The 23,427-nt window shown below is 38.6% G+C and carries 18 protein-coding genes; 2 read left to right on the top strand and 16 right to left on the bottom strand.

Annotation, left to right across the window (positions count from 1 at the left end):
- Positions 1-204 precede the first annotated feature (204 nt).
- A complete protein-coding gene (gene galU / locus BB427_RS11510) occupies positions 205-1,101 on the top strand; it encodes a UTP--glucose-1-phosphate uridylyltransferase GalU (RefSeq protein ID WP_069020859.1) in 897 nt (298 codons plus the stop codon).
- Positions 1,102-1,669: 568 nt separating this feature from the next.
- Here galU and BB427_RS11505 read toward each other — a convergent pair.
- Positions 1,670-2,116 carry an REP-associated tyrosine transposase gene (locus BB427_RS11505; protein WP_069020858.1) on the bottom strand — a complete coding sequence of 149 codons (447 nt, stop codon included), beginning with the start codon at positions 2,114-2,116 and terminating at the stop codon, positions 1,670-1,672.
- A gap of 441 nt (positions 2,117-2,557) precedes the next feature.
- Positions 2,558-2,953 carry a VOC family protein gene (locus BB427_RS11500; protein WP_069020857.1) on the bottom strand — a complete coding sequence of 132 codons (396 nt, stop codon included), beginning with the start codon at positions 2,951-2,953 and terminating at the stop codon, positions 2,558-2,560.
- Between the two features lie 21 nt (positions 2,954-2,974).
- Between BB427_RS11500 and BB427_RS11495 the strand changes: the two genes are divergently transcribed.
- Complete coding sequence (locus tag BB427_RS11495) at positions 2,975-3,265, top strand: ribbon-helix-helix domain-containing protein (RefSeq protein ID WP_069020856.1); 291 nt, start codon at positions 2,975-2,977, stop codon at positions 3,263-3,265.
- 10 nt (positions 3,266-3,275) lie between these two features.
- Here the strand turns inward: BB427_RS11495 and BB427_RS11490 are convergent, their stop codons facing one another.
- The 14 genes from BB427_RS11490 to BB427_RS11425 all read right to left on the bottom strand — a co-directional run bounded on the left by BB427_RS11490 (position 3,276) and on the right by BB427_RS11425 (position 23,426).
- Positions 3,276-3,953, bottom strand: coding sequence for a hypothetical protein (locus tag BB427_RS11490; protein ID WP_175401275.1), 678 nt, complete (start codon positions 3,951-3,953; stop codon positions 3,276-3,278).
- Positions 3,954-4,835: 882 nt separating this feature from the next.
- Positions 4,836-6,452: a hypothetical protein gene (locus tag BB427_RS11485; RefSeq protein ID WP_069020854.1), complete on the bottom strand. Its 1,617-nt coding sequence runs from the start codon at positions 6,450-6,452 to the stop codon at positions 4,836-4,838.
- 547 nt (positions 6,453-6,999) lie between these two features.
- Positions 7,000-8,598, bottom strand: coding sequence for a hypothetical protein (locus BB427_RS11480; RefSeq protein ID WP_069020852.1), 1,599 nt, complete (start codon positions 8,596-8,598; stop codon positions 7,000-7,002).
- A gap of 739 nt (positions 8,599-9,337) precedes the next feature.
- Positions 9,338-11,458, bottom strand: coding sequence for a YjbH domain-containing protein (locus BB427_RS11475; protein WP_069020850.1), 2,121 nt, complete (start codon positions 11,456-11,458; stop codon positions 9,338-9,340).
- A gap of 251 nt (positions 11,459-11,709) precedes the next feature.
- A complete protein-coding gene (locus BB427_RS11470; RefSeq protein ID WP_069020848.1) occupies positions 11,710-13,671 on the bottom strand; it encodes a polysaccharide biosynthesis protein in 1,962 nt (653 codons plus the stop codon).
- A gap of 147 nt (positions 13,672-13,818) precedes the next feature.
- Entirely contained in the window at positions 13,819-14,823 is a 1,005-nt protein-coding gene (locus tag BB427_RS11465) for an NAD-dependent epimerase (protein ID WP_069020846.1), read from the bottom strand.
- 152 nt (positions 14,824-14,975) lie between these two features.
- Complete coding sequence (locus BB427_RS11460; RefSeq protein WP_069020844.1) at positions 14,976-15,524, bottom strand: sugar transferase; 549 nt, start codon at positions 15,522-15,524, stop codon at positions 14,976-14,978.
- Between the two features lie 14 nt (positions 15,525-15,538).
- A complete protein-coding gene (locus BB427_RS11455; RefSeq protein WP_069020842.1) occupies positions 15,539-16,465 on the bottom strand; it encodes a UDP-glucose 4-epimerase family protein in 927 nt (308 codons plus the stop codon).
- Positions 16,466-16,467: 2 nt separating this feature from the next.
- Complete coding sequence (locus tag BB427_RS11450) at positions 16,468-17,616, bottom strand: glycosyltransferase family 4 protein (RefSeq protein WP_069020840.1); 1,149 nt, start codon at positions 17,614-17,616, stop codon at positions 16,468-16,470.
- A gap of 28 nt (positions 17,617-17,644) precedes the next feature.
- Entirely contained in the window at positions 17,645-18,709 is a 1,065-nt protein-coding gene (locus tag BB427_RS11445; RefSeq protein ID WP_069020838.1) for a glycosyltransferase, read from the bottom strand.
- The gene (locus BB427_RS11440) at positions 18,706-19,617 is read right to left on the bottom strand and encodes a hypothetical protein (RefSeq protein ID WP_139119067.1); all 912 of its coding nucleotides are present in this window, start codon (positions 19,615-19,617) and stop codon (positions 18,706-18,708) included. The genes BB427_RS11445 and BB427_RS11440 overlap by 4 nt, the downstream gene beginning before the upstream one ends.
- A gap of 202 nt (positions 19,618-19,819) precedes the next feature.
- Positions 19,820-20,950 carry a glycosyltransferase gene (locus BB427_RS11435; RefSeq protein WP_069020834.1) on the bottom strand — a complete coding sequence of 377 codons (1,131 nt, stop codon included), beginning with the start codon at positions 20,948-20,950 and terminating at the stop codon, positions 19,820-19,822.
- The gene (locus BB427_RS11430; RefSeq protein ID WP_069020832.1) at positions 20,947-22,287 is read right to left on the bottom strand and encodes a polysaccharide pyruvyl transferase family protein; all 1,341 of its coding nucleotides are present in this window, start codon (positions 22,285-22,287) and stop codon (positions 20,947-20,949) included. Before BB427_RS11430 ends, BB427_RS11435 begins: the two co-directional genes overlap by 4 nt.
- Positions 22,284-23,426, bottom strand: coding sequence for a polysaccharide pyruvyl transferase family protein (locus BB427_RS11425; RefSeq protein ID WP_069020830.1), 1,143 nt, complete (start codon positions 23,424-23,426; stop codon positions 22,284-22,286). The genes BB427_RS11430 and BB427_RS11425 overlap by 4 nt, the downstream gene beginning before the upstream one ends.
- Between the last annotated feature and the right edge of the window lies 1 nt (position 23,427).

Genomic DNA, 23,427 nt, shown 5'->3' with positions numbered 1-23,427 from the left:
TCGTGCATCATGTTTTCATTCGCCTAATGGCTTGAGCAAATAGCTCTAAGATAGTTAAGAAGCGAAGCAACGGCATAAAATGAAGTATTAGAGTATACTCCTAAATACTATTGAAGAAATTGCAACTTAATCTGGTTTGCAACTTTTGTATGACACGTTACAATACGGATGAAAATTGGAAACCAGTCAAAATATGGATTTTTTATGAAAGCAGTTATTCCTGTCGCGGGCCTTGGTACTCGCATGCTCCCAATGACCAAAGCCATTCCTAAAGAAATGTTGCCTTTGGTAGATAAGCCACTCATTCAATATATTGTCAAAGAATGTGTTGCTGCGGGTATTAAAGAAATTGTGTTAGTGACTCACTCGTCAAAAAATGCAATTGAAAACCATTTTGATACCAGCTTTGAATTGGAAGCAACGCTCGAAAAACGTGTTAAGCGTAAACTTTTACAAGAAGTACGCTCGATTTGCCCTGAACACGTTACGATTATGCATGTTCGTCAAGGTGAAGCCAAAGGTCTTGGCCATGCTGTTTTGTGCGCGCAACCTATCGTTGGGGATAACGATTTTGTTGTTGTACTGCCCGATGTCATTTTGGATGAATACACAGCCGATCAGGGAAATGAAAATTTAGCTGCAATGCTATCTCGTTTCAACCAAACGAAAGCTAGCCAAATTATGTTAGAGCCTGTACCACAGCAGGATGTCTGCAAGTATGGTATTGCTGATATCAACGGTGTGTCGCTACGTCCAGGTGAAAGTAGTGCAATAAAGCATATGGTAGAAAAGCCAGCCATAGAAGCAGCTCCTTCCAATCTAGCAGTTGTTGGTCGTTATGTGCTTTCTAAAAATATTTGGCCACTACTAAGAAAAACACCAGTCGGTGCTGGTGGAGAAATCCAGTTAACCGATGCTATCGATATGCTGATGGAACAGGAAACCGTTGAGGCTTTTCATATGAGCGGTCGTTCGCACGATTGTGGCGACAAGCTTGGTTACCTTAAAGCCATCGTTGAATATGCTATTCGTGATGAGCAATTAGGTGAAGAGTTTTCGCAATTTTTGAAGCGCTTTCATCAATTAAGCCTAGCTTCTTAATTTGTCGCGGGATAAACCCGCTGCTACAGGTTTTCGTACATTCGTAGCAGCGACTTTAGGTCGCGACTGTTTTCACGCCTTGACGTCGTGGCACCTTTAACGAATTTATGTCGCGATTGCCAACCTTGATCGCGGGATAAACCCGCTGCTACAGGTTTGCGTATATTCGTAGCAGCGACTTTAGGTCGCGACTGCTTTCATGCCTTCACGTCGCGGCATCTTTAACGATTTTATATCGCAATTGCCAACCTTGGTCGCGGGATAAACCTGCTGCTACAGGTTTATGTACATCCGTAGCAGCGACTTTAGGTCGCGATTGTTTTCACGCCTTGACGTCGCAAATCCTTTAACGATTTTATGTCGTAATTGTCAACCTTGGTCTCTGGTTCCCCCCAGATACAGGTTTGTGTACATTCGTAGCAGCGACTTTACGTCGCGACTGTTTTCATGCTTTTATGTCGCGGGATAAACCCGCTGCTACAGGTTTATCCACATCCGTAGCAGCGACTTTAGGTCGCGACCTTTTTACTTTGGGTCGCGACTGTTTAACTGCAATCACCTTAATAAATCACACCCAAATACAAAACCAATATGGATATTCACCTACCCGCGTAACAAGCTTAGCCCTAATTGGATTCTGAATTATATACCTTGCTTGTTCTCTTAAGTCGTCTTCGCTTCGAATTAAATGTTCATAATAACCTTTTTGCCATAAGCCAAATACTCCGAAAGAACGCAGACTGGTTGCTATGCGGCCTTTTATCGCTCGAATAGAACCTGGTAACTTTAAAGAACCATTTAATTGAATAATTAAGTGAAGATGATCTGGCATTAATACGAAAGCAATAACTTTAAAAAGCTGCGCCTGCTCACAAGCCATGATCGTCTTAGCGACCTCAGCACAAATCGAAAAGGAGTTAAAGTACGATTTTCTATCTTTGCACGTTAAGGTAATTGCATAGAAATGATTTACGAGTGAGACCCGCTTATTCCTCAAGTTTTGACTTTTGTACATGTTATATCCTTATAACCCTGCATACTTAAAGAATAGAGCAGATTTGAAAGAGAGCAAACTTCAAAAGTATATTGGAATCAACTTTGGCCGCAGGATCCCCCCAGATACAGGGTTGCGTACATTCGTAGCAGCGACTTTAGGTCGCGATTGCTTTTACGCCTTGTTGACGTCGTGACACTTTTGACAATTTTATGTCGCAATAACCAACCTTGGTCGCGGGATAAACCCGCTGCTACAGGTTTATCCACATTCGTAGCAGCGACTTTAGGTCGCGATTGCTTTTACGCCTTGTTGACGTCGCGGCACCTTTAACGAATTTATGTCGCAATTGCTAACCTTGGTCGCGGGATAAACCCGCTGCTACAAGTTTATTCACATTCGTAGCAGCGACTTTAGGTCGCGATTGTTTTCATGCCTTTACATCGCGGGCTAAACCCTAAGCTACCGATATACATCGCTTTTTTCAATTACTTCAATATCATAACCATCAGGATCTTTAATAAAAAAGAATCTTGCTATTAATACATTTTTATTATAAAAATCTTTGATTTCTTTAGGGCAATAACTATTCTTTTGAGCCTTGTTGTAGACAGCCTGCAAGCTATCCGTGGCGAAAGCCAAATGCCCATAGCCATTACCGATTGTATAATCTACAGTGGTGTCATGATTCCAAGTTAGCTCCAGTTCAAACGAAGTTTCATCGTTGCCAAGGTAGATAAGAGAAAAATCATTAAAGTCGATGCGTCGTTTCACTGCCAACGCAAATACATCATGATAAAATTTGATTGAGCGATCAGCGTCTTTCACTCTGATCATTGAGTGGATCATTTTTGCCATTACTTTACCTACGGAATTTATATGTGTGAACTTTACGCATCAACTGAGCCTCATCGTTACGAAGTAGCCAAACGTTCTATTCGTATTCAAGGAGCTGTTACTAGCCTCGCGTTAGAAAATGAAATATGGCAAGTATTAGAAACCATAGCTCAACGGGAAGATCTGGGCCTTGCCGAGTTTATTTCTTTACTTTACCAAGAAGTGATTGAACGTCATGGTGAGATCAAAAACTTGGCGTCTATGCTGCGTATTACTTGCTTAACTTATCTTGCAAATAATAATGCGCTTGACGTAAGAAGTGGTAGTAACTGAGTACTACGTTTTAGTGCCGCTCCGAAAAGCGTTTCCATGTGATATTGGGATTAATCACCCGGATCGGAGAAATAACTTGCTTGAGCAAGTGGAAAGGTGGGCGCGTAACTTCATGTCCATCTTGCTTTAAACCCAATAAATATTGAAAACTGTCTTTAGTCCCGAGCTGAATAGCTGATATTCTGATTTGTTGCTCGAAGTTTAGTCGTAAACTGCTGATCGCCGTTTTCATTCCTTGCTGATCAACATTGGGTAAACCACATTTTTGTAGATATCCCTGTCTTTCCCCCTCTCCAGAAAACCATATTCTAACTTTTTCGCTATAACGACCAGTTTTTGCAGGTAAATCAAACATAAGACGTCGATGTCCTTGCTGTTTTACCAATGCTAGATATTGCTCCAAACCTGCTTGCCATAATGCGGGATGAATAGGCACCACTCGCGGTTGAATTTTACCGTGGGTGTTAAAGTGAAATACATGAACGTGGTCTTCGTAGTAAACATCATTAAGTGTAAGTGAGCCAATTTCATCACTATACGCACCAGTGTAATAGCTCAGTAAAGGTAGCCAAAAATGCCAATGTTTAGGCTGTTCACGCTTTAGTTTTTCATCTGAGTAGATATAGCCGTTAAACAAGGTATGAAGCTCCATAGTGGAAAATGCTCTTCGGCCTAAATGAGATTTCATACTGTAGTCAACGTATTGAGTATACTAAAGATCTTAAGTTTAACGGTTTTTAGTCTTTTTCGGAAGTTTGATAGTCACCTTCCCGCCTAGACCCAGGCTTGTCCGTCGGCAGGAGCGTCATAGCGTCACCTTTACATAAAATTATAGAAAGAGTCGCGACATAAAGTCGCTGCTACGCCAAACTCGTAGCAGCGGCTTTATCCCGCGATAGAGAACCAATAATGGCGACAGGATCTTCACAATAAAAAAAGACCGTGACATAAGCCTATAGAAAGAGCCCTGAAATAAAGGCATGAAAAGAGTCGCGACATAAAGTTGCTGCTACGCCAAACTCGTAGCAGCGGGTTTATCCCGCGATAGAAAACCAATAATGGCGGCAGGATCTTCACAATAAAAAAAGACCGTGACATAAGCCTATAGAAAGAATTCTGAAATAAAGGCATGAAAACAGTCGCGACATAAAGCCGCTGCTACGCCAAACTCGTAGCAGCGGCTTTATCCCGCGATAGAGAACCAATAATGGCGACAGGATCTTCACAATAAAAAAAGACCGTGACATAAGCCTATAGAAAAAACCCTGAAATAAAGGCATAAAAACAGTCGCGACCTAAAGTCGCTGCTACGCCAAACTCGTAGCAGCGGGTTTATCCCGCGATAGAAAACCAATAATGGCGGCAGGATCTTCACAATAAAAAAAGACCGTGGCATAAGCCTATAGAAAGAATTCTGAAATAAAGTCATAAAAGAGTCGCGACATAAAGTCGCTGCTACGAAAGAAAGGTTAATTCTGGGGGTATGATTTTATGAATAAAAATATTTAAGATTTAGGCAAGAAAAAAGCCGCGTCTCCGCGGCTTAACTGATTGGACTAATCATTCTGTATTAACTACCCGTTACAGTGTCACAAGCCACTGAAACATCGATAGTTTCATCTGTTCCATCTGGCGTAATAGACGTTGTAAATGGTGCTGAAATTCGAGGATCTACACTAACGGCATATGACGCAACATCACCGTTTAGTGCTGACAATGCAAAAGTACCGTCACCATTGTTCGCTGCTGTGCGGAATGGCTTAGTCGTACTTGATCTATACTTTACAATCGCACCTGGGATAACTTCTGTTACCGTTGTATCGTTAGAACACACAGCTCTAACAGTTACATTTTCGTTAACTGTGGTTTGAATTGGATTTGCTAGCGTGATCGAAACTGGGCCATTACATACCTGAACTTCAGCATTTGTTGATGAAGCATTCCCCCACACGTTACCTGCAGCATCACGGATAACTACACGTGCTGTTGCTGTTGAACTAATACCATAACGCGCTGAAGTGCTAGCTGAAACAACTGTTTTTGATGTACTACCACCACGTAAATAACTTGATACGCTCGCATCAGCAGAGGTCATACTCACATATAGACCTGAACTCGGCACAGTATCGCCAGTCACATTAACAGTAATACCTTGCGTACAGATTGGAACTGAGCGAGACAGTGTAAAAAACGTAAGGTGATCGGTTTTAAAAGATGCTTTGTAAGCCGTGCCTTCAGCGTTCAACGCACCAACAGTTGCTTTATTCGTTTCTGACTGCCATTTACCAGTATCTTCATTGTTTGAAGAAACATCAAACTGATCTCCCATTTGAATTGTTCTATCACCAGATGGTGCTAAGGTCGCGACAGGAAGTGAAACAGAAACATCGATCTCTTGGCTAAATTGTTTGATCTTAGTTCCATTGTTATCTTGCATAACGATATTACTTACACCAACTGGCTTTTTAATGCTGGTTGTACTACCAGCACTCAACCCTGCAGGCAAAACCGCTGAAATCTTGCTAGACGTAGGATCCGCAGAGCCAACAGTTAATGATACAGAAGTACCTGTAACGGCATTACCACTTGCATCTCTTAGTTGCACGCCTGCAGGAACCGTTACATCAGAACCAGCTTTACCTTTTGCAGCCGCAGCTGTAACAGGAGAAGCTGTTGTTGCGTTAGTTACACTTTCAGAAACGCTTGCTTCAACAACTTCGTCACCACCTTTTGACACAAGCGCCAATTCAGCTTCTAGCGTTGCTGCCGAATCTTCATTACTTAAGTCGATGTCAAAGCTTTTTGAAAAATAACCATCAGCAGCGACTACTGCAGTTACAATCCCAACATTCGCCCCTTCTTTTACAGTAAAGGTATAGCTACCATCTTCTGTTGTGATCTGAGTGATTGCGTCGCCATTAACGTTAACCAAATTTGAGGTTGGTTCTCCATCTTCAAAAAAGGTAATTGTCGCCGGCGCAACGATATCAACAGTATCAACATCAACTACGTTACCACTTACAGCAAATGCTAAAGCTGCAGGCGTTTCTGGTGCAACAACTACCGGATCTGTTGGCTCAGGTGGCGGAGTGATTACCACATTGTTATCGTCATCGCTAAAACAGCCCGAAAGTGCTAAAGCTGAAGCTACAGATAAAGCGAGTAAAGATTTTTTGTTCGAAATCATGATTGGTCCTTGTTCCCTTTTTTGAAAGTGCCAAGCGGCACTAACGCGCGTTTTATTACATCGAAACTTAAATATAGAGAAAGTTCAAAGATTGTCCAGCTAGTAATTAAAATATTTTTACACTGAGGTGTGCGAGTTAGTTCGTGATTGGCGAGAGCTGCCAAGATAACAAATGCTTTTACTTCATAGCCTTAGTTTGTCGTAACAACTACTGACATATTTTAAATACAAGGTCGCACAACAACGCCTTTTAATAGACACTACTAAATAACCTGAGCTGCGGATAATTAATGCCTTTCTAGCAGCCAGTTTTAGCGCTAACTGCGTTGAATTCACTTCCAATAGCCAGCTATTGGTGCGTAAATTCGCCTTGTTTTCCCTAAAACTCTCTGGCTAGAAAAGGAAAAAACTAAGTTGTTCTTTAGGAACAATGAGTTGGAACATTCCTTATCCAAACCTCAGGTTAAATAAGAAACAGACACAAAAAAGCCGCATTTAAGCGGCTTTTTAATCTTACTAAGACGTAAATTGCCTTAATCGATAGTTATTAAGAACCAGTTACTTCGTCACATGCTACAGTGATTTCAGCTGACTCATCAGTACCATCAGCAGTGATAGTAAAGTTTTGAGCACCTAGGCCCGCAAACTTAGCACCACGTGGTACAACGCGTACTTCATATGAAGACGTTTCTACTAGGTCTGTTAGCTCGTATGTACCGCCAGTACCAGCAGCTGATTCAAAGCCTTTGTTTTCTAGACGGTATTTAACTACAGCACCTGTTAGTGGTGTAGTTACTGTGTTGTCGTTTTCACAAACAGCAGTTACTGCGAATGACTCAGCAACAAGTGTAACAGGGTTAGATAGCGCAACGTTTACGTTACCACAAACTGACACTTCAGTTTCGCTATCGAACCACGTGTTACCGTTTTTGTCTTTAACAGTTACACGTGCAGTTGCATCAGCAGCAATGCCTTTTTGTGATGCCTTGTTTGCAGAAATAACAGTTTGTGATGTAGAACCTGCTTTTGCTTGTACAGAAGCTTTATAGTCGCTAGATTCCATCTTAACAGTTAAACCGTTAGCTGGGATTGCATCACCAGAGAAAGTTACATTGATGTCTGATTGACATGCATCGAATGTATCTACCGCAGAGAAGAACGTAAGGTGGTCAGTCATGAATGAACCAGCGTATGTGCCGTTTGCTTCATTCAATGCACCAACAGTTACTTTGTTTGTCTCAGTAGACCAAACACCTGTATCTTCGTTGTGAGAGGTTAGCGTTAGTTCATCACCTGTTTTAACAACTTCACCGCTACTTAGTGTAGTTGTAGCTGGAATTGCCATTGTTACTTCGATAGGCTGGCTGAACTTCTTGATTTTGTTACCAGCATCGTCAGTCATTACGATGTTAGTTACAGCAACTGGAGTTTTAACTTCAGCAGCACCTGCTGCGTTAAGACCTTCAGGAAGAATCGCACCTGCACTTGCTGATGTGCTATCAGCAGCAGTAACATTTAGTGAAATTGTAGAACCTGACACTGGATTGTTGTTTGCATCAAGTAGCTGAGTATTTGCTGGAACCGCTACGTCAGCACCTGCTTTACCAGATTCAGCTTTTGCTGTGATTACTTCAGCAGTCGTCGCATCAGTTACAGAAGCTTCTACCACTTTATCAGCTAGACCTTCAGCGTTCTTAGAAACAAGCTCTAGTTGAGCTGGAACTACTGACTCGCCTTCAGCAAGTGTTAAATCAACAATAAAGCTCTTAGATACATAACCTTCAGCTGTTACGTTAACAGTAATTGAATCAACAGAAGCACCTTCTTTCAGTGTGAAAGTAAAGTCACCTTCAGTTGCGTCAATCACGTTTACTGCAGTGCCATTTACGTCAACAGTGTTTGCACTTAGCTCACCGTTTTCAAGCAGGGTTACTTGCGCTTTGATCGCGTCGAAGTCTGCATTAACAACGTTACCGTTTACAACTAGTGCTAGCGCATCTGGAGTCTCAGGTGCAACGATTACTGGATCAGTAGGCTCTGGTGGAGGCGTGATAGTTACGTTGTTGTCATCATCGCTAAAACAGCCAGACAGCGTTAGCGCAGACGCTACAGAGAGCGCAAGAAGAGATTTTTTATTTGCAATCATGATTAGTCCTTGTTTTCCTTCTGTTAACTTACGCCAATTTGACGCGTTAACTCATAAAAAAAGCCATATCGCGAGAGAGCAATATAAGCTTAAGTTTTAAATCATTTAATAAGACAGACAGGGACTAAGTCGCTCCCTGACTAAAGCCAACTCAGTTATTCTACCAATCTAGCGGAAAAACAACCATATAGTCGGAGTTAGCTGCCTTAATTTATCACAGAAAAGCGGTAGTTCCAACCGCCTGTAATAAGTTGAAAGTAGGATACCTTTAGAACACTAAATAGACAATGAATGAAGTCAAATTTATAGCAAAAAGTTGCAATATAGTGCTTAATTATTAACAAGGTATATAAATTTAATAGCTAGAATGAGATGGCGGTGTGATTTCCGCAGGTTTTAGCAACAGCAGGTTTATCCCGCGACAGGAGCATCGCGACACAAAGTCGCTGCTACGAATCCATAATCCGCGGCAAGTGCATCGAAGCATCTCTCGTAGCGGCGGGTTTATCCCGCGACGAGAGCCTCGCGACGTAAGTCGCTGCTACGAATCCATAAGCCTGCGACAAGTGCATCAAAACACCACTCCCGTAGCAGCGGGTTTATCCCGCGACGAAAACATCGCGACGTAACGTCGCTGCTACGAATACATAACCTTGCGACAAAAACACCGCAACACCGCTCCCGTAGCAGCAGGTTCATCCCGCGACAGGAGCATCGCGACACAAAGTCGCTGCTACTGTTATCTGTAAGTTAGGTATGCTTCTCGTAATCTTGCCAAATTGCTGTAAATATAACTACTAGACAAGCGTCCTTGATTAAGGAATGTCTTATCCAAATTCACAGGTGTTTTAACTGAATGTCCACGGCCAATCACCAATGCATTTGTTGACTCACCAATACGTGTACTCACTTCATGGCGCCAAGCTTCATTCCCTTTTATCTGGCCATAACGGATTGGTGCCATATCTTTACGTGGAGTAAGCGGGATGCTAAACGCAATACCTGCGACTTGTACATCTGTATCTTGAGCAAAGATTGAAATATAGCTGTCGCCAAACCAAAAGCGAGTTTCTAGTTTTACACCGCTATCTTCATAAAAGAACCGACCTGCTGTTGCGTGAAAACTCACATCCTGCTCAACCCAGTTATAACGATAAGACAAAGTTTGATAGTCTCTGTCTAAGTCATAGTCATCATATTCTAAATAACCAATTTCAGCATTAAGCTGGTGACGACCGTTTTCACTAAGCCAAGTCGTTTCGTTTTTGATACCGGTATAGTCATTAAACTCTTTAAAGAAACCAATATGGGTTTGGTTATAGATTCCATACGGTAAATCTAACGTTTGATAGATTGTCGCTTGCGTAACACCACTGTCTTTTGCAAAGCGACCAAATGCTTTGCCTGTTTCGTAGTCATCTGTTTTGGCAACTTCGGTTTCAGCGCTAACGCTTATACCACCGCCGTACCACATCGGCACATCCACATCGGCTTTAATTGCGAGTGAAAAGTCATAAACACCTATCTCAGTCGCAAAGTGTGAATCTAGAGAAGGCCCTATCGTTACACGTGGTCTAAAATATGGACTGTTGGCTTTAGGCATTCCCACCCAAGATACACTGCCAATCGGATCCATTTCACCGCGACGAATATCCATATCTGGTGTACTGCTGGTATTAATAAATTCACGGTAATTATCGATATCACCACGCACAGAAAGCATCGGAATACCACGGTTTAATAACTGAATCGTATATTTAGCTTCAGGCTCATCTATATGTTCAGCAATACGACCAAGCACAAGACCAATAGCGTCTATATCATTACGATTAAAAACATAGTTTTCAAAACTTACAACAATATGTGGGTCACGATTAAAGCCCACACTAATCGCCTCTAAGCCGTCGTCGATTAGTGCATTTTTAAGCTCCCGAGTTTGTAGTGTAAGTGACTTTCTGTATTCATCACGCTCCGTTACTTCTTGCTTAGCTTCTTCTAGCGGCTTTTGAGCCAACTCTCGTTGCTGTTGATAGTGCGCTTCAAATGCAGCCTCACGCTTTTTATGGTTATCTAAAATCGGTGCTGGTGCTGCTTCTGTTGGATCATTTAGCTTAGCCTGCTCAAAAAGCGGCATCGAAAAGTTAACTCCCCAAAAGGTATCCTTTTCTGCATGGTCTGTATTGCTGTAAAACTTGCTAGTTAACGTGAGTGTACCTACATCGTAAATCCACTCTTTAGGTACAGTTAAACGTAAGCCCGCATTCACTGCATCCGCATCATGCTCAACCTGCAATGCAAACCAATCCAACGGCTGCCATTCAATACCAGCAAAAGCGCCATCCATTTGCCCGGTTGCGCGATCACTTACCGCAAAACCAGCAGAAAACCTAAAGTCATTCCATTCGCGTGAACCAGCTAAATAATAGGTTTCATATTTATTAGCTGCACCACCTAGGTCTTTCCCACCTATTGCTAAGTTAAACCACTCTTTAGGCACAAAAGGGAGTTGGTATTTAAGATTAAAAGAAAGATCACGAGTCTGCTTTTCAGCTTTTATTTCAGCGTTAAATAGATTGTCATGCATCGAACTTGCAGCTATTTGACCACTTACTTCTAAGCCATCAAACAATCCAGCAGCAAAAATATAATTATGCCCATCAACATACCGCTCGCCACGAAGGTCTAAGTTATTATTGTAACCAATATCTATACTTCCCTTTTTAAGTACCTCGGCAGTAGGGGTATTAAAAATACCAGTGTAGCCCGCAAATGCGGTGTAGTTATTTATTTGGGTATCAGCTAAAACAGGTATGCTTGCAAGTGCAATGCTACCTGCAAGAATCGTATTTATTTTTGACATGTGCGCAGACCGATTTTTATTTTCAATTCTTGAATTTAATGTGAAAGAGCAAATTAACCAACTCAGACACCGTTATAAATATTATGTAGATATCGTACAATGAAGTATAGAAAAACCCAACCTTGTAGCAGCGGGTTTACCCCGCGACAACAGTACCGAAACGCCACTCCCGTAGCAGCGGGTTTATCCCAAGATAAGAGCTGCGCGACATAAAGTCGCTGCTACAAATAAACAACTTCCCAAAAGGAGCGTTACACGCTCCTAAAATTGATCACTTTCCGTTCAGACTCACGTTGAGCTTCAAGCACTTGGCGTTTTTCATTCCACACCAAGTCACAAATACCGTCTGTAGGATTAAACCCTGTAGGCGCCTCTAACAACAATTTACGAATAAGCTCATGATCAAAGTTATGACAAGCTGTATCCATTGCACTCATAAAGTCTTCTAGCTCTGCCATTGGTAATTTTACTTCATTGGCCGTCATGATCCGTGGATGAGAGGTCTCTTCAACATTGTCACCAATCAATAACTCTTCATATAACTTTTCGCCCGGGCGTAATCCTGTGCATTCAATTTCAATATCGCCATGAGGGTTTGACTCTGATTTAACCTCTAAGCCAGAAAGGTGCACCATTTTGGTCGCTAAGTCTTTGATCTTAACAGACTCACCCATATCTAACACAAATACGTCACCACCCTTACCCATGGCACCCGCCTGAATAACTAACTGCGCAGCTTCTGGTATGGTCATAAAAAACCGAGTGATATCCTTATGTGTTAAGGTAATTGGTCCGCCTTCTTTAATCTGCTTACGGAATAGAGGCACAACTGAACCACTAGAACCAAGCACATTACCAAAACGTACCATGCAAAAACGGGTATTTTTAGACGTTACTTTACTTTCAGCCAAGGCTTGTAACACTAACTCTGCCATACGCTTGGTTGCACCCATTACATTGGTAGGGCGCACCGCTTTATCTGTAGAGATTAATACAAAGGTCTCTACTCCTGCGTTAATAGCGGCTTTAGCCGTGTAATAAGTACCAAATACATTATTACGAACACCCTCAACAACATTTTGCTCTACAAGCGGTACATGCTTGTAGGCCGCAGCATGATAGACAGTTTGCACCCCAAAGGCTTTCATACAAGTTTCAATACGGTTGATACGTTGCACCGACCCCATCACTGGTACTATTTCCAACGATATGCCTTTATTCAATGCAAGCTGATTCAGCTCCTTTTCAATGCTATATAAACCAAACTCAGACACTTCAAAGAGCACCAACTTTTTAGGCCCATTTAATATAATTTGCCTACATAGTTCAGAGCCTATAGAACCACCTGCACCAGTTACCATAATGACTTTATCTTTTATATTTGCAGCCATCAGCTCTGCTTGTGGCGTCACTGGATCTCTGCCCAATAAGTCTTCGATTTCGACTTCTTTTATCTCGTTAAGCTGCGCTTTACCGTCAATAACATCTGCCATACCAGGCACTGTCATCACCTCGAGCGGCAGTTTTTCTAACTTAGTGAGTATTTCTTTACGGCGAGAGCGCGACACACTTGGTAAAGCAAGTAAAACCTTGTTTACTCGCTTTTTATCTATCAAATTATAGATTTCATCAAAGGCGACAACCGGGATCCCTTGGATAATAGCATTATGTTTAGTTGGATCGTCGTCCAGATACGCCGTAACATAATAGTCAGGCCCTGTTGCGAGCGCGGTAGCTAACTGCCGACCTGCATCCCCTGCACCATAAATTACCACCGGTGTTTTTGTAAATGAGGTTAAGCGCCAAATCAAAGCTCTAACCAAAATACGCGAGCCACCTACTGAGAGTATCATTAACCAAGCATAAATAAATGGCATGGTTCTCGGAATTGAAGTTTGCGTAAAAAATGAAGAAAGCACTAAAACAACAGTGCTTACAATTGTGCCTAAAACAACAGCACCGACAGCATTTGCCCCAACGTAACGGAGTACAGCACGATATAGCCCTAGTTTTACAAAAATAACCAAGCTAACAGGCAATAGCAAAGCAAGAACGAGCCAGTTTTTAAAGCTCGCCAATGGAGCCAAGCTATCTAGCCTAACGATAAGCGCTAACCAAAATGCCGTGACAATAAATATAGAATCTAATACAAGCGTGAGAAGTCGCTTTTGGTTACGAGAAGCGCCAAGCAAGGCGCGAAACCAACTATCCATTGTGTTCCCTTTTTATTCTAATCCGAACTAAAACCGCAGACGAACTAAAGCATAGTACATGCTGCAGTATACACAAAAGTAGCAAAAATGTATGAGGATACTTTTAGCTATAAATAATTAGCTGTATAAGTTACTGACTATTAAAGGTTAATAGTAAAATGATTTATACCACTGTACCATTTTTGTTATACCTTCATTTAAGCCTACTTTTGGCTTATAACCCGTAGCCTGAAATAAACTTTCTGTATCGGCAAACGTTTTGTAAACATCCCCCGCTTGCATTTCGCGAAAGTTCTTTTTAGCCTCAATTCCCAGCTCATTTTCAATGGTTTTAATGAAATCCATTAAGTTGATAGGGCTACCATGGCCAATATTATATATTGCAAACGGAGCTGAACTCGACGCTGGCGAACCTGTTTCAACTCTCCAATCCAAGTTGCTTTTGGGAACAACCTCTGCCGACTTAATTATTCCTTCAACAATATCGTCAATGTAGGTAAAGTCCCTCCACATATCACCATTGTTGTTTACGTCTATTGTTTCACCATTTGAGATTTTCTTTGTAAAAATAAATGGCGCCATATCAGGTCGACCCCAAGGGCCATAAACAGTAAAAAAGCGTAACCCCGTAGTTGGCAGTTTATACAAGTGCGAGTAACTGTGTGCCATGAGCTCATTGGCTTTTTTTGTCGCTGCATAAAAAGACACAGGATGATCTACACTATCTGTGGTACTAAAAGGTGTTTTTTCATTTAGACCATACACAGAGCTCGATGAAGCATAAACTAGGTGCCCAACACCGGTATTACGACACCCTTCAAGAATATTTAAGTGGCCAACTAAGTTAGTATCGGCATAAGCTTCAGGGTTTTCAATAGAGTAACGTACCCCAGCTTGAGCTGCTAAATGAATAACTCGATCAAATTGATGGTGTTCAAATACTCCCTTTATTTTTTCCCTATCCCCAATATCGCCTTTAATAAAAGTAAAGTTAGCGTGTTCTTCAAACTGAGCTAAACGAGCTAACTTTAAATTCACGTCATAGTAGTCATTTAAATTGTCAATACCAACCACATTATGCCCAGAATCCAAAAGGCGTTGACATGTCGCAGCTCCAATAAAGCCCGCGGCTCCCGTTACTAAGTAATGCATTGTTTTCAATTCCGTGTTAGTTGATATAAATTAGTCACTGTCAAAAAATCATCCAAATCTATGATTCTCTACCTACAAGCTTTCGCTCGCAAATAATAACTTCAGTACCAAGCAATATAGTCAATTCGTGCTTAGCTTATTGTTAGCTATGTTTATTTAACACGGTCACCACTGCCACTACCTGTAACTGTCATTAATATGTACTTAAAGTAATTGCTTAAGTTAAGCGTATCAATCATCTCACGATCTGTTTTTGCAAGCAGTTCAGGGGTAGACATATCAATTTCATTTACTTGCGCAAGGCCAGTGATACCTGGGCGCACGTCAAATACATTTTTAGCATCGCGTGCTGCGGTAAGCTCTTCTTGATTAAATAAACCAGGACGCGGGCCAACTAAGCTCATTTCACCTTTGAGTACATTCCAAAGCTGTGGAAGTTCATCTAACTTTGTTTTACGTAAAAAGCCGCCGAAGGGAGTAATAGAAGCTGTACTTGCCAAATGGCTAGCAACAGAAGCTGTATCCAGCTTCATTGTTCTAAATTTTACCAAAGTAAAAGGCTTTTTATTACGCCCAACTCGTTCTTGGGTAAAAATCGGCGAACCGGTATCAAATAAGCCAACAAGATATAAAAGAACCAAAAAAGGAAAAGCAATCAAAAGGCCAAAAAAAGCCAATAAAAAGTCGAGTAAACGTATCATCAACATTCCAAGTATTAATTTTTTGCAGCAAGCTTGAAGCCATGCTCAACAGAATAAAGCGGAGACCAGCTAAGTGTATTTTTAGTATGAGTTATATCTAATTGAAGTGAGCCTAAAAGCCGATCAATCACATCATTTTTATTAAGTAATTTACCTGCAAGTTGAAAGCACCAAACAGGCACAGGTAATGCCAAATTTTTCTTACCTTGCACTTTTGCCATCAGTGCTACCATTTCGGCCGTTGATAAGTCATGATCATCGCTTACTAAAAATATTTGATTTGCGGCTTTAGGATGCTCAATACACACAGTAATTAAATCAACTAAATTATAAACTGATACTAAGCTACGTTTGTTATTTTTAATTGCTCTAAAAGGCAATGGTAAACCTTTACTAACAAGCTTCAGCAGTGATGCAAAGTTAGCTTTAACACCCTTACCATAAACGAGTGGCGGCCTAATAATAACAATCTCCATACTGGTTTGTTTACCTAGCTCTAATAACTGCTGTTCTGCTTCTGCTTTTGATATACCGTAAGGGTCTTCAGGCTGCGGACTATCAGCATTGCTAAAGGGGGGGTTGCCAGATGTACTCTCGCCATTCACTTTTATAGAACTCACAAAAATAAATCGCTTAACACCTGCTTTAGCTGCTTGCTTAGCTAAGTTTAATGTTCCAACTGTATTGACAGTTCTAAATTCTTTAAGAGGATCACTGGAAGTATCATCCATAATGTGAACCCGTGCAGCACCATGTATTAAAACATCTACAGAACGTAATGCATTTTGCAAATCTAAATTTTGCGTGTCTGATAAATCAAAAAAGCTGAAGTGAGGATAATTGGGCAACTGCTTTCGTCCTAGCAGCAAAGTAGTTTCACGTTTGAGCTGCTGCAATAAAGTACTGCCAACAAAACCTGTGTAGCCAGTTAGTGCTATCATTTTTATACCTTAAAACTACCTAAAAGCATTTTATATGTATCACAATGCTGCTCAAAAACACTTTGGTTAGAAAACTTTTCTTCTACAAGTTTACGACCATTTTTACCAAACTCTGCTTTTAAAGAGCTGTCAACAGCAAGCTTTTTTAGTGATAGAGTTAATGATTCCACTGAATTAGGCTCCACAAGCAATCCGTTATAGTTATCTATGCATATATCTTTGCATCCACCGAGTGGAGTTGTTATTACAGGACGCCCAACAGCACAAGCTTCAATTAAAATCCTTGGAACCCCCTCACCATAAGTTGTTGGAAGACAAACTGCATCTGAGTCTGTAATTAAATTTTTAATATCACTTCTTTTTCCAAGCCAGTCTACAAAATCAAAAGAAGCCATTTCTTCAATTTCTTGCTGCGTGTATGCAAAAGGTGAGTCAAAATCAAATATTCCAGCAACTTTTAGCCTTACTTTAATTCCTTGTTGATTTAACTGCTTTACTGACTCAAATAACAACGAAAGACCTTTGTTTTTTAATAATCGACTAGCAAATAATAAGTTTAGGGTGCCAGTTCTATCGCTTGCAATATCAGAAAAAGAGAATGAATCTAAATTAATTCCGGCACCATAAACTCGTATCAAGCGACTTTGAGGAATCACTTTCATCTTATTGAAAAGTTGTAAATCTTCTTCATTTTCAAAAAGAGCTATATTTCGTTGTTTTTTAGAAAATATTCTTAGCAGACTAAAAATAACTTTTCTAGATAAAACATACTTGGAATCCTTTGAAACACCAAGAGTACCTAGGCCTGGGTATGTAGAAACCAATGGGATTTTTTTTATACAACAAATGATTGTAGAATAAAGGTTAGGCTTTATTGTTACTGAATGTATTATGTCAGGTTTCACAGCATCAATTACTTGATATAACCTTTTTAATACCTTGAGCTCATTCAAGATAGACATACTGGTTCTTTCAATAGGTAAAGCTGTTACAGCAAACCCTAAATTTTCAAGACGATTAAAGATCTCAGGCTCATTAACCGGCATTACAATATGAACTTTGTAACCAATTTCTTTAAAAAACACCGCCCTTTCAAGCCAATGTAAGTCAAAATACCAGTCAGCATTAATAATATATAACAGTTTTTTCAAAGTCCCTCCAACACAAAAAACAATTCAACTAACTATCAAACTCTTGATAAATTTTCTCTAATTTTATGTTGTTATATTCTATTGTGAACTGTTTATAAGACTCATACAGTAGTTTATCATTACCAACACATGAGTATGTCACAATTTCATTGACCCAAGAATTTATGTTATCTAAGCTTAAGAAAGTTACATAATTAGAAATAGCAACATCTTTAGGCACATTATCAGAAACTATAGTTGGTACATTAAAGTATTGTGCCTCTATAGCAACAAGGCCTAGACCTTCAAATTTCGAAGGGAGAACAAATATGTTTGCAATATTCTTAAGAATTGAATGAACATCTTTTCTAACTCCAAGAAAAAGCACTTGATCTTGTAAGCCGAGCTTATTAACTTCTCGAATGACATCATCCTTCAAAGGCCCCTCTCCAATAAGCAAAAGCTTTGTATTACGATCGTCTAAAACTTTTAGTAACCTGATAATATATAAATGATTCTTTTGTTTAACAAACCTCCCAACATGAACAATAACCCTATCAGACTCTTTTAAACCTAAGTCCCCTCTATTAGTAGTAGCTAGAGGATCAGTAAAAGATAATCCGCAAGGTATTATCTCCACATCACTAAATTCATAAAACATTGAATTTGAACAGGATTCTGACACGGCTATTCTTCGATTGGCAAAAATCAACAAGCCAATTTTCATAAATTTGTAATAAAGCCTCTTAGTCAAATTAAGCTTTTTATATTCACTTCTTTTATCATTATGACAATGCGCGATTCTTCCTTTGACACCAGCAAGCCACGCAACTAGCAACATTAAAGTAGAGGCTAAATTAACATGGGAGTGCATAATACCAATCCCATTGAATTTTAAATACTTATACAGCTCATAATAAAACCCTAACCTGTTACCATTTAACTTAATCAACCGAAGATGAGCACCATTCTCTCTCACAATATCATCATAAAACCCCTTACCACTTTTATGAACTATGATATGCATTTTATCGCCCTGAAATTTTGAGAGATCTTTAAGCCAAGTCTCAACCCCTCCAGGGTTGAGCTTTCCAATAATATGGACTACCTTCATTTAAACTTCCTTAAAAAAAACTTTGTTGAAAAAAAGTAGAATAAGAGTATATAAGTCACTGGTATTTTTTTTCTAAAAAAGTTATCTGCTATATAAGCATTTCCAATAGAATCATAACCACTTGCATAGGTGACTCGAAAAGCACTAACCAATGACAAGGTTAAACCTATAATCATAACCATAGAAAAATACTTAATAGCTTCTTCTTTATCTTTAGTAACAGTAATTTTGAAAATTATAATGAGGTGAACTAAAAATATTACTACACCTTCTAATGTAGAAAAAGGTGAAACTATAAAATTATCTAAATTTAAAAAGTTAGGCACAAAATAGACAACCAAAACCCCATAAAAAATAAATAAAATTGATTTTAAACCAAAAAAACTTATAAAACCAACTGATAAAAACGTAGTCAGATATAAGTAACCACGAGATAGATAACCTGTTGAAATTACTAAAAGAAGAATGTAAACCGGAGCGTAAACCCTAAATAGCATAGATAAAACAATTGATAAAAATAAAAGAACAAGCTTCAGAAAAGTAAATTTTTCATTAACTTTAACCCATAGATAAAAAGATAATACTGCAAAAAAAAGAGAGAAGTAATCTTTAATAAAATAAGAAAGCTGAGAAAAAACTAAGGGAGACAAGAAACAAAAAAATGCAAATAACCTTTCATTAAAAGCTTCTCTATATAATAGTCGACCAGATTTTACCAATAAAACAACTGAAATAGAATGAAGTAGGTAGTTAATAAAGACAAGTAACTGCGGTTTCTGGTCGTTTATAAAAAAGCCTAATACTTTATATGTAAAACCTGAAGCGACAACTGTTGAGACATGTTCCTTCCCATAATAACTATATAAAAACGCTTCAGTATAGAATTTATCAGAATCTATTGGGCTCATAGCTACTGAGTAATCAGTAGTATAAAAAAAGCCAAAAGACAATATACAATAATAAAAAAAATATTTCCTTTCTATCGCGGTAGAGAATAATACTAAAAATAATGAAATTGAAAAAAGCTTAAACTCCAAGGTTAACTTAAAGTTATAAAAAAAAATAAAAAGTGTAAATAACATTATGCACGATATGAGCGCTTTTAGGATTTTATTTTCTGATAAACTGTTCATAAAACTTATATCTTTTTTCCTTTAACTTTTCTGACAAATAACTCTCAGCAATAGTCAAACTTCTTCGTGTATCTAAATCTATGTCATAGTTTTCTATAATGTTTTTGATATCTAAGCTAAGCTTATTAACATTTCCTCTTTCATGAATATATAAAGATCTAACAAGCTCAGGTAAACCACCTGCATTTGAAGCTAAAACAGGACAACCGCGACTCATAGCTTCTATCGTTGCTCTAGGTAGTCCTTCTTGGAAAGATGGCTGTAAATATATATCAATATCATCAAGCCATTTCATTATTTCACTTTTATCAGAAATAAACCCATCATGTCTAAAATCTACATTAACTTGCTTAGCTAATTGAGAATAGCTTTCATCATAGCCGGAACCTATTACATGCAATGATCCTTTAACACCCTTTAAAGCATTTATTGCAATATCAATCCCTTTTGTTTTATTCTTCATTGTCCCAATGAGCCCAAACTTCAGAGTCCCTTTCTGCTTTCTGGAATTAAACCTTCCCGACCTCACACTTATAGAGTCATAGTTAATATCTGATATTTCTACATTTGATGCATTAGCTACAATACCATTACAGGGATAACGACTTTGCAATTCATTTTTCGTAACATAAAGTGCTCCATCACATCTAGCGACCCACTTTTCCATCCTTAGCTTACTAAGGTATGAGTATACTTTAGCTTTAAGCGAGCCATGATAATTAAGCGCATCATGAGGGCATGCCACAACCTCACATACAACTATTTTATTTTGCTTCTTTGCTTCTTTTATTGCTTTAAAACCTATTTCACTCGGTAATCTGGCAACTACAACATCACATGATGTGACAGCTGCGTTTACTTCATGGCTATTTGCATTAAGTAGTAAAGACGATAAGTTAGATAAGTTTTCAGAGAAAACAAATGTTACATTTTCCCTTTCTGCCACAGCCCCTATTTTCACATGTTCGGAAAATCTCCCACAAACTATTACCTTAGTTGCTCCAGCATCAAAAAATCGGTTCCATACATGTGCATCTAACGTTCCACTTGTGTGAATATAGCCATCTTTCTTTGTAAAAATATGGTCATGGAAAAATCCTACTTTCATTTTTTTATCACCTTCCTTAGATCATCAGAAACAGACTGCTTATCAGTTTCAATGGATTTAAAAGCAATTTCTAGTTTGCTTTTATACTCCGCAGTGTTCTCCATAAGCCTTGTAAAAATAGCTTGAAGGCCTTCAGTAGTTATTTCATTTATATCTATTACATACTCATGTAGGTCAATTTCTTTCATAATTCCATGAGTTTTATTTCCGCCGTAAGCAATAGCTGCAGCAGGCACACCTTGAACTTGAGAAAATATTACGGAGTGAAACCTCGTGCCTATTAAAACATCTAACTTATCATAAACAGTCATTATTTCTTTATAATTAATATCGATATCGATGACAGTAAATTCGACGCCGGATTCAAGCTTAGAGACAACGTCATTAATTGCAATCATATCAGTTTCGTGTGCACTGGGACCTTGAACTTGAACTATAAAATGATATGCACAATTCTCTTTATTATCATTACAAAAAGCTGCAATCGATTGAATATAGTTTTCGTACCTTTCAGATGGATCTTCCGCAGACGGAAAACGATAAGGCCTGACTGTAATACCAACATTGGACTTATCACAACTCAGTTTATTAATGCACTCGTCCACTAGTTTTTTGTTAATACCGTCTGGGTAGCTTTCTTCAGCGTAATAACCCAAATCAAATGCATATTTAGCATTGTTTATACCAATTTCCTGGCAGAACTTTAATGATACACGTTCACGAACATATAGTAAATCGCACTTATTTAGAACCCACTTTGTAAACAACTTATTAGTAAAGCCTGTAATTGGGCCAATTGAGTTAGGAAGGACAATTAACTTCTTCTTTAACCTTTTACCAAGCAACAAATAATAAAGTCCAAACCATAAGTAATAAAGATCTTCTACCTTTCCGTATGTATGCAGAAAACCACCACCTTTAACCACGATTGAATCTGCGTTTTTAATAATATTAAATGTTTTTCGATGCTCTTTATTTGGAAAAAAAAGTTTAAACAAAAACTCAAAAGGAAAGCACAGTATCAGAAAATGTCTAATAAAATCTACAATAGCTAACAAGCCAGCAAGTAAAATACCTAATTTAGAACTATGAACGGTTGATTCAGATATAATTCGCTTGGGGTTCTCAACTATATTCCTAAAAACTTTAAAGCCTGCAGCCTTTGTTTGCCTAGATTGTTTCTCTCGATCTTGCTTATTATTTCCATAATCAACAATTGATATATCTAACTGTTCATCAAGTGCATTATCCAGAAGGTAAGCAGCTTCCCACACTAAAGCTTGATCTCCACGGTTTAGATCCGTGCAAGCAGGAACAATTAAAACTTTTTTTCTCATTTCATGTCCTTCAAATTTTGTATTAGTATTTTATTATATTCTTCTAAATTTACTCGAGGCTGTTCATTATAGTTTTTTAACCTATTATAAACTTCAGATGGGAGCGTACTAAAATCTATAAGAATATTGGACAAGTTTGCATCAGATAATATATTTTCTACTTTTACATCCCACTTTATTGCTACAACTTTTTTATCGTAACAAATTGATGGGACTATCGCATGTAAGCGCTGAGCAACAATATGATCTGAGATAGATATAACGTTTAATATATCATGATATGATAAGCTTCTATCAAGAATATTTATTTTACAATCCTTCCCGTTGAGATTAGCATAAGGTTCTATATATTCCTTGATAAAAAAATAGTCATTGGAGGAGCCGTTATTAGCAATATTAATACATTTATATTTAGTTGCGAAAAACTCTATCAAACAAAGCCACCATCTTTTCGCTTCTTCTCTATCTATGGTTAGATTAGAATGTCTCGAGCTTTCGTTAGGATCCATAATAAAAAGTGTAAGGCAACTTTCAATATTATTTGAGGTTTCAATTAGCTTTGCAGAAGTAAATGCACAATCATGTACTACTCCTTTTACATCGAGACCAAGGTTCTTAGCATTTAGAAAAGAGTTTTTATCGCGAGTGTAAACAGGAACTCTTTTCAATGTTTTTAAGAAAAAAAAATTATACAAATATGAATGTATATCTCCGACACCTACAGACCAGAAAAAACACTTTTTATCTTTTTCTAAAATCATTTTTATTACGCGAGTAAGTTTAGAACCAAACACGCCAAAATTATCTATTAACAAATGCCCTCCTCCAATAACAAAGGAGTCACAAGTCTCTATAAACTTATTTAAATCGTTATCAGAAACACTTGGATTGAACTTCTCTAAAAATAAGGTTTTTAAAAATCTTATTGAGTGGTTTCTTTTTTTCTCTTTTGCGCCTTTCAATGGTATGTTAAGCCCAAGTGGATGTTTAAATTCAATATCATATTGGCCTTTCGAAAGGTCATAAAACAGCACTTTTTCTACATAATTAAATTTTAATATTGACTCAGCCAAGCATTTTGCTATTAGCTGATCGCCTATATTAGTTGAATGCCCAACACCAACAATACCTACAATCATA

The organism is Pseudoalteromonas sp. BMB (assembly GCF_001709235.1).
Lineage (GTDB): Bacteria > Pseudomonadota > Gammaproteobacteria > Enterobacterales > Alteromonadaceae > Pseudoalteromonas > Pseudoalteromonas maricaloris.
Note: the sequence above shows the minus strand (reverse complement) of the source record. Positions and strands in the feature narration are given on the sequence as shown.

What these genes read in the sequence shown, in the direction of transcription:
- galU (WP_069020859.1), top strand. Translation starts at nt 205, where the DNA reads ATGAAAGCAGTTATTCCTGTCGCGGGCCTTGGTACTCGCATGCTCCCA.
- BB427_RS11505 (WP_069020858.1), bottom strand. Translation starts at nt 2,116, where the DNA reads ATGTACAAAAGTCAAAACTTGAGGAATAAGCGGGTCTCACTCGTAAAT.
- BB427_RS11500 (WP_069020857.1), bottom strand. Translation starts at nt 2,953, where the DNA reads ATGGCAAAAATGATCCACTCAATGATCAGAGTGAAAGACGCTGATCGC.
- BB427_RS11495 (WP_069020856.1), top strand. Translation starts at nt 2,975, where the DNA reads ATGTGTGAACTTTACGCATCAACTGAGCCTCATCGTTACGAAGTAGCC.
- BB427_RS11490 (WP_175401275.1), bottom strand. Translation starts at nt 3,953, where the DNA reads ATGAAATCTCATTTAGGCCGAAGAGCATTTTCCACTATGGAGCTTCAT.
- BB427_RS11485 (WP_069020854.1), bottom strand. Translation starts at nt 6,452, where the DNA reads ATGATTTCGAACAAAAAATCTTTACTCGCTTTATCTGTAGCTTCAGCT.
- BB427_RS11480 (WP_069020852.1), bottom strand. Translation starts at nt 8,598, where the DNA reads ATGATTGCAAATAAAAAATCTCTTCTTGCGCTCTCTGTAGCGTCTGCG.
- BB427_RS11475 (WP_069020850.1), bottom strand. Translation starts at nt 11,458, where the DNA reads ATGTCAAAAATAAATACGATTCTTGCAGGTAGCATTGCACTTGCAAGC.
- BB427_RS11470 (WP_069020848.1), bottom strand. Translation starts at nt 13,671, where the DNA reads ATGGATAGTTGGTTTCGCGCCTTGCTTGGCGCTTCTCGTAACCAAAAG.
- BB427_RS11465 (WP_069020846.1), bottom strand. Translation starts at nt 14,823, where the DNA reads ATGCATTACTTAGTAACGGGAGCCGCGGGCTTTATTGGAGCTGCGACA.
- BB427_RS11460 (WP_069020844.1), bottom strand. Translation starts at nt 15,524, where the DNA reads ATGATACGTTTACTCGACTTTTTATTGGCTTTTTTTGGCCTTTTGATT.
- BB427_RS11455 (WP_069020842.1), bottom strand. Translation starts at nt 16,465, where the DNA reads ATGATAGCACTAACTGGCTACACAGGTTTTGTTGGCAGTACTTTATTG.
- BB427_RS11445 (WP_069020838.1), bottom strand. Translation starts at nt 18,709, where the DNA reads ATGAAGGTAGTCCATATTATTGGAAAGCTCAACCCTGGAGGGGTTGAG.
- BB427_RS11440 (WP_139119067.1), bottom strand. Translation starts at nt 19,617, where the DNA reads ATGAGCCCAATAGATTCTGATAAATTCTATACTGAAGCGTTTTTATAT.
- BB427_RS11435 (WP_069020834.1), bottom strand. Translation starts at nt 20,950, where the DNA reads ATGAAAGTAGGATTTTTCCATGACCATATTTTTACAAAGAAAGATGGC.
- BB427_RS11430 (WP_069020832.1), bottom strand. Translation starts at nt 22,287, where the DNA reads ATGAGAAAAAAAGTTTTAATTGTTCCTGCTTGCACGGATCTAAACCGT.
- BB427_RS11425 (WP_069020830.1), bottom strand. Translation starts at nt 23,426, where the DNA reads ATGATTGTAGGTATTGTTGGTGTTGGGCATTCAACTAATATAGGCGAT.